A 12510-nucleotide genomic window follows, 5' to 3' on the forward strand; every position below is an offset into this window, starting at 1 on the left:
GTCTCCGGAACAGGGATGACCCGTCATGGATGTCACCGAGCGTCTGAGCATCATCGAGGAACTACGCCGTCTGATGGCCCGCTACGTCCGCTACGCGGACCACCAGCGCTGGCAGGACCTGGCGGACCTGTTCACCCCGGACGGCACCTTCACCCCGCACCGGCCCGACGGCTCGGTGTGGCTGGCCATGAAGGGCCGCGAGGAGATCGCGGCGACGGTCGGTGCCGGCGGCGGCCCGGGAGTCACCCTCGTCCACCACCTGTTCTCCGACGAGATCGACGTGGACTCGCCGACCGCGGCCCACGGCGTGTGGGCGATGGAGGACATCGTCACCCGGCCCGAGGACGCCGAGGTGTCCGAGGTCATCCCCCACAGGGTCATGCACGGCTTCGGCCACTACCACGCGCGTTTCGTCAGGACGGACGGCTCGTGGCACATCGCCGGACTCGAACAGACCCGGCTCCGCCTCGACTTCACCGACTGACCGGTCCACCCCTTCCACGCCCCGAGAAAGCAGCAGCGCCGTGAGCGACGACACCAAGGCCCGCACCCCCGAGCCGTACAGCATCGACATCTCCCAGGACGTCCTGGACGACCTCAAGGACCGCCTGAGAAGGACACGTTTCTTCGACGACCTCGACAACGAGGACGAGTACTACGGCATCAGCACCGCCTACCTCAAGCCCCTCGTCGAGTACTGGGCGGACGGGTTCGACTGGCGGGCGCAGGAGAAGCGGCTGAACGCCTTCCACCACCACAGGGCCGAGATCGACGGCACGCCCGTGCACTTCGTGTACGAGCGCGGCAAGGGCCCGAACCCGATCCCCCTTCTCGTCAATCACGGCTGGCCGTGGCCCGGTGAGTTCAGCTACGGCCTCATCGGCCCGCTCACCGACCCCGCCGCGTACGGCGGCGACCCGGCCCTCTCGTTCGACGTCATCATCCCCGACCTGCCCGGTTTCGGGTTCTCCACCCCGCTCACCCGCGGCGACCTGAACTACTGGAAGATCGCCGACATCCTGCACAAACTCATGACCGAGGAACTCGGCCACGAGAAGTACGGTGCGGCCGGCTCCGACTACGGCGCCCTGGTCATCAGCCAGTTGGGGCACAAGTACGCCGACAGCGTCATCGGCCTGCACTACGGCCACGACCTGCCTCCGGGCATGTTCTCCAACGAGCGTTTCTGGGACCTGACCGACGGGGCGAAGATCCCCGAGGACGCCTCGCCAAAACTGCGGGCGGGCATGGAGTCCATGGTCACCACCTACGTGTCGCACGTCGCCGCCCACATGCTGGACGCGTCCACCCTCACGCACGGCCTCAACGACTCCCCGATCGGCATGCTCGCCTGGCTGCTGCGGCGCTGGAAGAAGTGGAGCGACAAGCGGGGCGACTTCGAAGCGGACTTCTCCCGCGACTTCATCCTCACCCAGGCCACCGTCTTCTGGGCGACCCAGTCCATCGGCACCTCCATCCGCATGTACCGCAACGCGGTGCGCCACCCGTGGGTGCCCTCCCACGACCGCCGGCCCGTCGTCGAACCGCCGGCCGGGTTCACCTTCCTCCTCGGCGACGCCTATCCGCCCGGGGTCGACACCGTCGAGGGGCGCATCGCCGCCTTCGAGAACGGCCCCACGCGTGACGTGTTCAACGTGGTCAACGTCAACGCCCACATGAAGGGCGGCCACTTCGTCCACTACGAGAACCCCGAGGCGTTCACCGCCGACCTGCGGGAGACCTTCCGCAGGCTGCGCTGACCGGGGCAGGCGGGCCCGCCGCGCCGGTTTCCGGCACAGCGGGCTCCGACCTGCCGTACACCTCGGGGGCGGGGGCGGGCATGCCGAAGGCCCCGGCCGTGCCGGACCCGGCACGGCCGGTCCGGGTCCCTCGCTCAGCCCTGGCGGTCGATCGCGGCGGAGCCGGCGGCCGTCGCCGTCGTCCCGCCGGCGGGAGCCCTCGTGCCGCACCGGCGTCCCGCCTGTCCGCGGTAGTCACGCGGAGACATGCCAGTGACACGTTTGAACGCCGTGCTCAGCGCGCTCTCGGAGCCGTAGCCCACGGCGCGGGCGATGGCCGAGACGGTCTCGTCGCCCTGGAGCAACCGCTTGGCGGCCAGCTCGATCCGCCACTCGGTCAGATACTCCTGGGGCGCCCGGCCGACGGCCTTCCTGAACCGCTCGGCGAGCGTCGAACCGCACGGCCCAGTCCCCGTCCGCGACGAGGCTGACGAAGAGCCGGCCGCGGGTGTCGAGGAGTGCCGCCACGTCCTCCGGCGGCGCTCCGGACGCAGTGCCGCCGGACGGAGGGCCGTCAGCCGGAGAGCCGCGGAACGGACCGGAGGCGGGGGGTCACGGAGCGCCCCGGAGCCGGTCCTGTGTCCTCCCCTGCCTCCGATCGTGCGAGCGCACGGTAGCGGCCGCGGTGGAAGACGAGCGGTTCGCGCACGGGGTCCGCGCGGAGCGAGGCGATCCGGGCGACGACGATGGTGTGGTCGCCGCCCTCGTGCTCTTCCAGCAGGTCGCAGCCGATCCAGGCACAGGCGCCGTGCAGCGACGGTGCGCCCCGGTGTCCGGGCGTCCAGGAGGCCTGCCGGAACCTGTCGATGCCGGGCCGGGCGAAGGCGGCGCTCAGCCCTTCCTGTTCCTCGGCCAGCACGTTGACGCAGAAGGCGCCCGTGTCCCGGATGAGCGGCCAGGTGCGGGAGGACCGTGCCACGGCGAGGGAGACCAGCGGCGGCTCCAGAGAGAGGGAGGTGAAGGACTGGCAGGTGAAGCCCACCGGCCCGGAGGGTGTCCGGGCAGTGACCACCACCACGCCCGTGGCGAAGTGCCCGAGTGTCTCCCGGTGGGTCCCGGCGTCGGCGGAGGGTGCGGCACGGTCACCGCGGGCGGTGCGCCGAGCTGGGGTGGGGCTGGCCATGTGGTACGTCTCTCCTCAGTTCGTTCGGGGCGGGGGCAGGGGCAGGCGGCCGGACGTGCCGCGGGGCACCGCCGGAGTCGGCGCGGGGCTCAGACCATGGGGCTCACCGGCCGGGTGTCGCCCACCAGCGCCCGCCCGTACATCTCCCGGGCGAGCCCGGGATTCAACGTGGGGTGGCGGGCCGCGGTCTCCAGGTCGTGCCAGTAGCGCTGGATGAGCCTTCCCCGGGCGAAGCTGCCCGCGCCGTTCACCGTGAGCAGTGACTGCACCGCCTCGCGCAGACACCGGGAGGCGTGTCCCGCGTCCATGCGCACCCGGGCCCGGTCGAGGAGAACAGAGGTGCCCGCCACCGCGGCGGCGTCGACGGCCTCGGCGGCGCGCGTGAGGTGGAGGGCGGCGGAGTCGATCAGGGTGGCGGCGTCGGCGAGCGCGGCCTGGACGCTGGGGGAGTCGGCCAGCCGGGGGTGGAGCGACATGGCCATCGGCTTGCCGCCGTCGACGGCTTCCATGGTCATACGGAAGACCGCGCGCGCGGCGCCCAGCAGCGGGCCCATGGACGCCACGGTCATCGAGCCCGGAGGGATCCGGTACAGCGGAGCCGCCGCGTTCCCCGGGCCCGTGATCACGGCGGCGAAGGGACGTAGCCTGTGCCGCGGCACGAACACCGAGTCGGCGACCAGGGTGTCGCTGCCGGTGCCGCGCATCCCCGCCATGTCCCAGGTCCTCTCGACGGCCAGGTCAGCGATCCGGACCAGCGCCAGCCCGCGCTCGGGTTCCGCGCCGGGACGGGGCAGGGGCACCCCGAGGAGGGCCCAGTCCGCGTGGTGGCAACCGGACGCCCACCCCCAGCGGCCGGAGACGAGAAGCCCGCCCTCGACCGGCTCCGCGGAGGTGTCCGCGCCGCCGAACACACCGCACATCGCGACATCGGGTCCGGTGCCCCACAAGTCGGCACGTGCCCTGTCCCCGAAGGAGACCGCTATCTGCTGTGCCACGTAGGTGACCATCGTCACCCAGGCGCTCGACGGACAGGCCAGGGCGACCTCGGCGGTGACCTCCAGCGCCGCGGCCAGGGGCAGTTCGAGCCCGCCGAGGCTCCGGGGCACACCGAGCCGGAACAGCCCCGCGTCCCGCAGGGCCTGCGCGGCCCGGGGCGTCAGCCGGCTGTCACGTTCGGCGGCGTCCGCCTCGGCACGCAGCACGGGGGAGAGCGCGTGGACGGCCCGGAGCAGATCCGGGAGGGAGGCGGCGTCGCCGGGGAGTTCGGGATGGTTCGATGCGTGCATGGCTGCGCTCCAGAGGATCGACGGATCGGTGGATCCGGGAAACGAGAGACGGGAAGGAGTGGGAGACCTGGGAAAAGAGACCAGGGAACGAGGGACCTGGGAGGGCATCCCCACTAACCGGACCTTTGGGTCCGGTTGTGTTCCTCCACTATAACCGGACCCGCGAGTCCGGTTGCCTGCCGGGATGCCGGTCGCCGTGCCGAGAAGCCTCTCCGTGCCAGGGGCGCACCGGGGCGGGGATCCGGCACGCCGTCCAGCAGGCACAATGGGACGGTGAAGGCAGGGGAGACGAGGCTGGAGACCGACGGGCAGGAAGCGCCCCCGCGCAGGGCGGACGCCCGGCGCAACCACGAGCGCGTCTTCGCCGCGGCGCTCGAGGTCTTCGGCGAGGCCGGCCTCCAGGGCACGGTGCCGCAGGTCGCCGCGCGGGCCGCGGTGGGCAAGGCCACCGTCTACCGCAGCTACCCCACCAAGGAAGACCTCCTGGCCGCCGTCGTGGGGCACCGGCTGGCCGAGCTGGACCGGGCCACCGCCCCTGCGCTCGAACTGCCGGATGCCGATGCCCGGTTCCGTGCCTTCGTGGTCCGCCTCTTCGAGAGCCTCGCCGGTGACCGGCTGCTGTCGGAGGCGCTCGCCACCGCGGAGTTCCAGGACGCATCGAACCTGCTGACCCGGCTGTGCGACCTCATGCAGGCGGCCAAGGCCACCGGACTGGTGCGCCACGACGCCACCGTCTTCGACCTGCGCGTGGTGCTCTGCGGGATGATCCTGCAACTGATGCGGACAGCCGAGCGCGACCCGGCCCTGTGGCGGCGGTACGGGGAACTGACCCTCCAGGCACTGCGTCCCTGACGCTGCGTCCAGCCGGCGGCCGGACGCCCGGGCAAGTCCGCTGGAAGTTCCGGACATGGCACCTGGCCGGTCCGGTCTCCTGGGCTGGCAAACGAGACATGTGTCGTGCAAGCATGTGCACACATGCTCCGTGCCCCGGACGCACCCGCCGGGGCGTCCGCTCCGCCCGGCCGCGCCGCACGCCGCGCCGGCTCTCCCCGAAGGCACGTCCATGACCCTCACTGCGCCCGCCGGCAGCCCCACGATCCTGCTCGTCCACGGAGCCTGGCACGGAGCGTGGTGCTGGGAACTGCTCGCACCCGAACTCAGGGACCGCGGATGGAGGGTGGAGACCGTCGAACTGCCGAGCGCGTCCGCCGACCCGGACAACACCGCGGGCATGTACGACGACGCCTGCGCCGTCCGCAAGAGGCTGAGCGGCCTCGGCGGCGAGGTGACGGTCCTCGCGCACTCCTACGGGGGCCTGCCCGCGACCGAGGCCGCCACGGTGCCCGGGGTGTCACGCCTGGTCTACCTCGCCGCCTTCCAGCTGGAGGAGTGCGAGTCCCTGTCGGGCCTGAGCGGTGGCGCGCTGCCGCACGGCGAGACGGGCACCCTCGAGCCCCACGAGGACGCCCGCAACCATCTGTACGCGGACGCTGCCGACGACGTCGCCCGGCGGGCGGTGGAGCGACTGGTGCTCCAGAGCGTGAAATCCTTCAGCGAGCCCCTCACCACGGCGACCTGGAAGACCGTGCCCTCCACCTACATCGTGTGCGAACGGGACCGGGCGATAGACCCCGGCTTCCAGGAGGTCATGGCGTCCCGCGCCGAGCGGTCGTACCGCATCCCGGCGAGCCATTCCCCGTTCCTGTCCATGCCCGCCGAACTGGCCCGGCTGATCACGGCGGACGCGGCCCTGTGACCGGACGGGGTGCGGGTGGCGCCCGGATGACGGCGGGGCCCCGCGCCCGCCGGTACGGCAGGCGCGGGGCCCCGGGTCCGCACGGCGGCCGCCCGGAGTAGTGGGACGAGCCGGGGCGGCCGCCGTCTCCCCGCTGCGCCACCGTCAGGCAGCGGGAGTCCACGAGGCCCGCGAGGGCCCTTCTCCCCGGCGCGCCCGGCCGCCGCGCGCGGGCGCGGCGGCCGGGGCGGTGCGGCGCCGCGCGAGCGGGTCCCTCACCGGGGCGGTGTGCGTGCTACTGCCAGCGCACCACGTACGGAGGGTTGTTCGGGTCGCCCGTGTCGCCCTCGGCCCCCCACTTGCTGCCGGGCGTGCTGGAGTTGAACCCGCCCGGCAGGGGCAGGACGGTGACCAGCTTGAAGTGGGCCTTGCTGACGTTGTAGAAGCCGCCGATGGTGTAGGGGCCGGTACCGACGATGTCGAAGGTCTGGCACTGCCCGGGGAAGACGACCCGCGTGCTGGAACCGGTCGACCAGGTGATGTCGGCTACGTAGTTGCCCTGGGCACACAGCTGGACCCGGTGGTTGCTGATGGCAGCGGAGGCGGGTGTGCCGACGGCGACGACGGCGGCGCCGGCCGCGAGGGCGGCGCCCACCGCCGCCGCGGAACGGCGGCTCAGTCTCGGCTTGATACGCATGGGAACTCCGTGGGTGAAGGCCGGGAATGGGTCTGTCATGTAGTCAACGGAGGCTGTGACCCGCCGAGTTCACATTTCCTGGCCGTTTCCCTCACGGTGCCCGTGCCGCCGCCGCGCGGCGGCGGCACGGGCGCGCAGGTGTGTCACGCCGCCGGGACCACCCGGTAGCTCAGCATGTTCCAGGGAAGGTTCTGCTGGGCCAGGGAACCGGTGCGCCAGGGGGTGGAGCCGGTGCATCCCGCCCCGGAGAAGAGCTCGAGAGCCCAGGAGCCGGAAGCCACCTGGACCGACACGGCGGCCTTGGACAGTGTGTGGCACGTGCCGGGATCGGTGAGGTCGGCCTTGGTCACGGTGCCGGTTCCCGTGGGGCCCGAGTAGAGGTACGCGCCTTCCTGGAGGGGCGGCCAGCCGGCGGCGCCCGCGGTCCCGGCTCCGAGGCCCAGCAGCGCGGCGGCGGCGGTCAGCGCGGCGGCAGCACCGGCGATCTTCTTCTTCGACATGAGCATGTACCCACCTTGTCCTGGATGTGGTGACGAACGAGTGAGGAACGTTCGCGTGCGGCCCGGACGGCGCCGCTCGCAAGATGCTTGCACCTTCAAGCATATGTGCGGGAGAGCGGATCACGCCATCAAGAGGTGTGTCTGTTTCCCGGTTTGACGCACGACACATCACACTCGCTCGACGTCACCGGTTCAGCCGGTTACTTTGGAGGATGGAAATCAGTCACCTGTGAGGAGAGTGATGTGGAACATGTATTTCTGTGCGGGGCGCCCGCCCTCGACTTCCTGGGCACCCTTCAGGCGCGACACGCACCGGTTCCGGTGGAGAGGATCGGCACACCGCGGCTCCTCGACTCCTGGCTCGTGGAGTCCGGGCTGCTCGACGAGGCACCCCGGGCCGAGGACGCGGACCTGCGGGCCGCCGTGGACCTGCGCGAGTCGATGTACGAGCTGGTCACCGCGCGCCGCACCGGTGAACCGTTTCCGCCCGCCGCGATGACCGCGCTGAACCGCCAGGCCGCGAAGACCCCCGTGTCCGTGCGGCTCGCGACCCACGGGAGGAGCCGCACCGGCTCGGCCGCGCAGGCGCTGACGGACCTGGCCCGCGAGACCGTCGGCCTGCTCGCGAGCGCGGAGGCGGTACTGCTGCGTGAGTGCGCGCGCCCCGGGTGCACCCAGGTCTACCTCGACCGTTCCCGGGGCCACCGGCGGGAATGGTGCGCGATGAGAACCTGCGGGAACCGGGTCAAGTCCGCCGCCCTGCGGGCACGTCGCCGCCAGTGAACCCGGCCGAGGGCCGACGGCCGCGGTACCCCCGGTCACCGTCCCCGGTGACGGGGACCGCCGGCCCGCCCCGGCCGTCCGCGCGCGTGCCGTGCGCGGACACCGGCGCCGGCCGTACCAGCGCCTGGTGGTAGCCGTGCTCGTGCGCCTCGCGCGCGGGCCGGCCCCGTGACGACCGGACGAGGACGCGCTTGAGCCACCGGTCGGTGCCGTCGTAACGGGGACGGAAGGCGACCCGGCCGTGCACCACGGCGTCGTTGTCGACGACCAGGACGTCACCGGGTGCCAGCGGGACCGTGAAGCCCTCGGCCTCGAACCCGGCCCCGAGGCGTTCGTACGCCGCCGCGAACGCCTGGTCATCGGTCAGGAACCGCGTGTAGGCGGGGTCGTAGCGCACACAGCGGCCCTGCGCGCCGTCCCAGACGGTCGCCATGCCCACGGGGGCCGGCCCGGCGGCGTCCGGCGCCCCGTAGCTGGCGTCCGGTTCGATGGCCGCCAGCGGTCTGCGCAGCTCGGCCAGGTCCGTTTCGGCGAGGGTGAGGTCACGCACACACGCGAGTCTGCTGCCCACGTCGCCGGGATTGCGTACGCAGGCGAGCAGCAGGAAGTCGGCGCGCTCGGGATGGAAACCGTCCTCGGTGTGCCACGAGAGCGGCACCGTGCTGCTCGCGCCGACCTGGAGGTGTTCATACCCCCTGCTCGGCAGGATGTCGTGCACCAGGCGCCCGTCCTGCTGCCCGGCCCAGCCGAAGACGGACCCCAGGGACGCCGCGACCAGGGCGAGCGCCACGTCGAAGGGGGCGGTGCGGTGCGGATCGTTCTCGGCCCAGTGGGCGGGAGTCGGGCCGATGCCGGTGAGGCCCGCGAGGAGTCCGCCGGCCACGCGGTGACCGCGCGCCGGGTCCGGCGGGCCGACCGCCTCGGCGAGGGCCCCGAGGACGTCGTCGGGAAGGGACCACTCCGGGTGGTCCAGCACGGTGTCACCCAGGGCTCCGTCCGCCACGCGACGGCGCACGGCGTCCTCCAGCAGCCTTCTGGTGCTGTCCGCCACCTGGGGGGAGGGAGGGGGCGCTGCAGGCATACGGGTCCTTTCTCGATGCCCGTCCGAAGCGGCGAGCGGCGAGCGGCGAGCGGCGAGTGATGAGTGGCGAGTGATGAGTGGCGAGTGGCGAATGGCGAGCAGTGAACGGTGGTTTGTGGACGCTGAGTTGAGGGTGGTTCCGGACTCGTGGAAGGGCGGCCGCGGCGGGTTCCCTGGTCACGGCACCGGTGCCGGAGCCGCCGCCACAGGACGTGGCAGGGAACCGAGTTCCACGACGATCATGGCCAGCAGCACCAGACCGGCTCCGAGGAGCTGACGGGTCGTCAGGTGTTGTCCGGCCAGTGCGCCCAGGGCAGCGGCGAAGACCGGCTCCAGGGTCATGATCACGGCCGTCCGCGTGGCACCGAGTCTGGTCTGTGCCCAGGTCTGGACGACGAGAGCCGCGGCTGTGGCCAGGCCACCCGTCCACAGGACCGCGAACCAGGCCGCCGCGTCGGGCGGGACGATGCGCAGCCCTCCCGGGAGTGTTGCCGCGCAGGCGACCACGGCCACGGCCAGGGTCTGCGCGAACGCCAGTGCGTAGGGGTCCTGATCGGCTCCCCACGCGCTGGTGCCCACGATCTGGAGCGCGACGCACACCGCGCACCCGAGGGTCAGCAGCTCACCCGGGCCCATGCCGAGACCGCGCAGCGTCAGCAGACCCAGCCCGCCCGCCGCCAGGACCGTTCCCGTCCAGCCGGCGCGGGTGACGCGCCGGCGCAGCACGACGGCCGCGAGCAGCGGGGTCAGCACGACGAAGAGTCCGGTGACGAAGGCGGAGACGGTGGCCGACGTGTGACGCAGTCCGAGCGTCTGGAGGCCGTAGCCGAGGCCGAGCGTGAGCCCCAGAACCGCCCCCCGGAGCCAGCCGGCCGCGTCCAGACGGACCGCGGCCCGCGGACGCAGCACCGCCAGGACCAGCGCCCCGGCCGCGAACCGCGCGGCCAGGAAGTCGAGGACCGGCACACGGCGGGTGGCGTCCTGCACGACGAGGAACGTGGAACCCCACACGGCCGTGACCGCGACCAGCGCCGCCACGGCCGGCAGGGCGGCGGGGCGCCCCTGCCGTCCGCGGAGAACGAGCCGGGCCGGCTTCGGGTGCTGCTGGGCGCCGTACCGCCGGAGTGGGCTACGCATACATACATGTTAGGTAGCCATGTTGAAAGAATGTCAAGGGGTGTTTCATTTTCTGCCTTGGAAAGCGAGGTTGCAATGAAGGTCTGCCAGCATTTATCGCTTCCTGGATCGATCAACATACATAACGAATGAGTAACCGGGTGGGTGACGGTGGGTGTGGTCGGGGTGGCCGGCGTGATACATCTGCACGACCGCCCGGCGAACGCCACACGTACTCCGTACCGGGTGCGCCGCCGGGACGACCGAGGGTCGGCCCGGCAGTACTCCACTGCGTTTCCGGCAGATCGAGACCTGGTCCGCGGCCCGTCCACGGCCCCGGACCGGCATGGAGAAAGGCACACGACCATGACCTCACCGAAGGTCGCCGCGTCCTCCTCGCGGAGCACCGAAACCGCTGAAGAGGGCTACGAACGGGGACTCGGCAGCCGCCAGGTCCAGATGATCGCGATCGGCGGCGCGATCGGCGTCGGCCTCTTCCTGGGCGCGGGGGCGAACATCGCCAAGGCCGGGCCCAGCCTCATCCTCATGTACGCCCTCGCCGGCCTGATCATCTTCTTCATCATGCGGGCCCTGGGCGAACTGCTCATGTACCGCCCCGTATCGGGCTCCTTCGCGGAGTACTCCCGGGAGTTCCTCGGCCCGTTCTTCGGCTACTTCACCGGCTGGACGTACTGGCTGATGTGGGTGGTGACCGGCATGGCCGAGCTGACGGCCGCCGCGATCTACGTCCACTACTGGTTCCCCTCCGTCCCGCAGTGGGTGACCGCGCTGGTGTTCCTGGTCGTGCTGTTCGTGGCCAACCTGATCTCCGTGAAACTGTTCGGCGAGATCGAGTTCTGGTTCTCGATGGTCAAGGTGACCGCGCTGATCGGCATGATCGTCATCGGTCTGGGTGTGCTGACCTTCGGATTCAGCCAGGCCGGTGACACCGCTTCGGTCTCCAACCTGTGGCAGTTCGACGGCTTCTTCCCCAAGGGCGTCGGCTCCTCCCTGATGACGCTGCAGGGCGTGATGTTCGCCTATCTCGCCGTCGAGCTGGTCGGGGTCACCGCCGGTGAGTCGGAGGACCCGGAGAAGACCCTCCCCAAGGCCATCAACACGCTGCCCTGGCGCATCGCCCTGTTCTACGTCGGTGCCCTCACCGTGATCCTGTGCGTGGTGAAGTGGACCGAGTTCGCGGCCGGGGTCAGCCCCTTCGTGAAGGCGTTCGCTGTCATCGGCATCCCGGCCGGCGCGGGCATCGTCAACTTCGTCGTCCTCACCGCGGCCCTGTCCTCCTGCAACTCGGGCATGTACTCCACCGGCCGCATGCTGCGCACCCTGGCCGACAGCGGCGAGGCGCCACAGGCTTTCAGCCGTCTGTCCGCCACCAAGACCCCGGCGCTCGGGATCACCGTCTCCGTCGCCTTCATGGCCATCGGCGTGGTGCTCAACTACATCGTTCCGGAGAAGGCCTTCGGCTACGTCACCTCCGTGGCGACCGCGGCGGGCATCTGGACCTGGCTGATGATCCTGGTCAGCCACGTGCGCTACCGCAAGGCGGTCGACGCGGGCCGGCTGCCCGCCTCCTCCTTCCCCGCGCCGGGCGGCGCGGTGTGCTCCTGGGTCGCCATCGTCTTCCTGCTCTTCGTCACCGGTCTGATCGCCTACGACGCCGACTCCCGGGTGTGTCTGTACGTGATGGCGGGCTGGGCCGTCGCCCTGGGCATCGGCTGGACGGTCCTGAAGTCCCGCAACGCGCAGGTCACCGAGCGCCGCGAGCCGCAGTGGGAGCGCACCGGCTGACCTCCACGCATCGCACGGGCCGTTCCCTCACTCCTTCCGGCGCCGGGTGGCCCGTGCGGTGCCTCGTGCCTCGCCTGCCCGCGCACCTCGCGGCCGCGCGGGAGGCCGGGCGACACATGAAAGCAACATGTCGGTCACACAGGGTGGTTGTCGCGTCACTGACGCCCTGTTAGTTTTCTGGGACCTGCGATCAGTTCCACCGGAACGGCACACATGTGCCGCGTCCACCGGACACCAGCGGCACCTGAACCAGGAGGCTGTGCAGCATGTCGGAAAGCATTCATGTCCGCCCCGCGGATCTCGTGGCCGTGGCGGACGACATCGCGTCCAGTGCCGGCTCCACCTCCCGTGTCGCGGAGGCGCTGCGGCAGCTCACGGCCCCGGACGGCCGCGCCTTCGGCAACGGATCGGGCGGCGCGGCGGCGCACACCGAATACCAGCGGGTGCACGAGGACCTGACCCTGCTGACGAACGGCATCAGCAGGCACCTGACCGCTCTCAGCGAAGCCATGAGCCGTGCGGCGCACACCTACAGCGCGGCGCAGGCACACGCGATGGAAGCCATTCGCCGGCTGAGCTGAGCC

General features: G+C 71.4%; 14 protein-coding genes. 7 read left to right on the plus strand and 7 right to left on the minus strand.

Features of this window, described 5'->3' with window-relative positions:
• The first annotated feature begins 25 nt into the window (after window positions 1-25).
• Both AC6I72_RS36460 and AC6I72_RS36465 read left to right on the plus strand, forming a co-directional pair.
• Window positions 26-484 carry a nuclear transport factor 2 family protein gene (locus AC6I72_RS36460; RefSeq protein ID WP_498005949.1) on the plus strand — a complete coding sequence of 153 codons (459 nt, stop codon included), beginning with the start codon at window positions 26-28 and terminating at the stop codon, window positions 482-484.
• Window positions 485-524: 40 nt separating this feature from the next.
• The gene (locus AC6I72_RS36465; protein ID WP_498005951.1) at window positions 525-1760 is read left to right on the plus strand and encodes an epoxide hydrolase family protein; all 1236 of its coding nucleotides are present in this window, start codon (window positions 525-527) and stop codon (window positions 1758-1760) included.
• A gap of 134 nt (window positions 1761-1894) precedes the next feature.
• Here AC6I72_RS36465 and AC6I72_RS36470 read toward each other — a convergent pair whose 3' ends face one another.
• From AC6I72_RS36470 to AC6I72_RS36480, 3 genes are all read right to left on the minus strand, one after another.
• Window positions 1895-2398 (minus strand): helix-turn-helix transcriptional regulator, encoded by a 504-nt coding sequence (locus AC6I72_RS36470; RefSeq protein WP_498006458.1) that lies wholly within the window; start codon window positions 2396-2398, stop codon window positions 1895-1897.
• Window positions 2314-2922, minus strand: a complete 609-nt coding sequence (locus AC6I72_RS36475; RefSeq protein WP_498005953.1) for a flavin reductase family protein — start codon at window positions 2920-2922, stop codon at window positions 2314-2316. The genes AC6I72_RS36470 and AC6I72_RS36475 overlap by 85 nt, the downstream gene beginning before the upstream one ends.
• An 89-nt stretch (window positions 2923-3011) precedes the next feature.
• Entirely contained in the window at window positions 3012-4208 is a 1197-nt protein-coding gene (locus tag AC6I72_RS36480; RefSeq protein WP_498005954.1) for an acyl-CoA dehydrogenase family protein, read from the minus strand.
• Between the two features lie 273 nt (window positions 4209-4481).
• On the opposite strand from AC6I72_RS36480, the gene AC6I72_RS36485 reads away from it, so the two are divergent.
• The gene (locus AC6I72_RS36485) at window positions 4482-5060 is read left to right on the plus strand and encodes a TetR/AcrR family transcriptional regulator (RefSeq protein ID WP_498005955.1); all 579 of its coding nucleotides are present in this window, start codon (window positions 4482-4484) and stop codon (window positions 5058-5060) included.
• 211 nt (window positions 5061-5271) lie between these two features.
• A complete protein-coding gene (locus AC6I72_RS36490; RefSeq protein WP_498005957.1) occupies window positions 5272-5964 on the plus strand; it encodes an alpha/beta fold hydrolase in 693 nt (230 codons plus the stop codon).
• A gap of 274 nt (window positions 5965-6238) precedes the next feature.
• On the opposite strand, the gene AC6I72_RS36495 is transcribed toward AC6I72_RS36490, so the two are convergent.
• Window positions 6239-6640, minus strand: a complete 402-nt coding sequence (locus AC6I72_RS36495) for a hypothetical protein (RefSeq protein WP_498005959.1) — start codon at window positions 6638-6640, stop codon at window positions 6239-6241.
• A gap of 143 nt (window positions 6641-6783) precedes the next feature.
• A complete protein-coding gene (locus tag AC6I72_RS36500) occupies window positions 6784-7146 on the minus strand; it encodes a hypothetical protein (protein WP_498005961.1) in 363 nt (120 codons plus the stop codon).
• Window positions 7147-7383: 237 nt separating this feature from the next.
• Between AC6I72_RS36500 and AC6I72_RS36505 the strand changes: the two genes are divergently transcribed.
• Window positions 7384-7923, plus strand: a complete 540-nt coding sequence (locus AC6I72_RS36505; RefSeq protein ID WP_498005962.1) for a CGNR zinc finger domain-containing protein — start codon at window positions 7384-7386, stop codon at window positions 7921-7923.
• Here AC6I72_RS36505 and AC6I72_RS36510 read toward each other — a convergent pair.
• Window positions 7886-9004, minus strand: coding sequence for a TauD/TfdA family dioxygenase (locus AC6I72_RS36510; protein WP_498005964.1), 1119 nt, complete (start codon window positions 9002-9004; stop codon window positions 7886-7888). The two genes, AC6I72_RS36505 and AC6I72_RS36510, sit on opposite strands and share 38 nt — an antisense overlap.
• 177 nt (window positions 9005-9181) lie before the next feature.
• Window positions 9182-10141, minus strand: coding sequence for a DMT family transporter (locus AC6I72_RS36515; RefSeq protein WP_498005966.1), 960 nt, complete (start codon window positions 10139-10141; stop codon window positions 9182-9184).
• A 345-nt stretch (window positions 10142-10486) separates the two neighbouring features.
• On the opposite strand from AC6I72_RS36515, the gene AC6I72_RS36520 reads away from it, so the two are divergent.
• Window positions 10487-11926 (plus strand): amino acid permease, encoded by a 1440-nt coding sequence (locus tag AC6I72_RS36520; RefSeq protein ID WP_498005967.1) that lies wholly within the window; start codon window positions 10487-10489, stop codon window positions 11924-11926.
• A gap of 266 nt (window positions 11927-12192) precedes the next feature.
• Window positions 12193-12507: a hypothetical protein gene (locus AC6I72_RS36525; RefSeq protein WP_498005969.1), complete on the plus strand. Its 315-nt coding sequence runs from the start codon at window positions 12193-12195 to the stop codon at window positions 12505-12507.
• The last annotated feature ends 3 nt before the right edge of the window (window positions 12508-12510 follow it).

It is taken from the genome of Streptomyces sp. Xyl84, assembly GCF_059731885.1.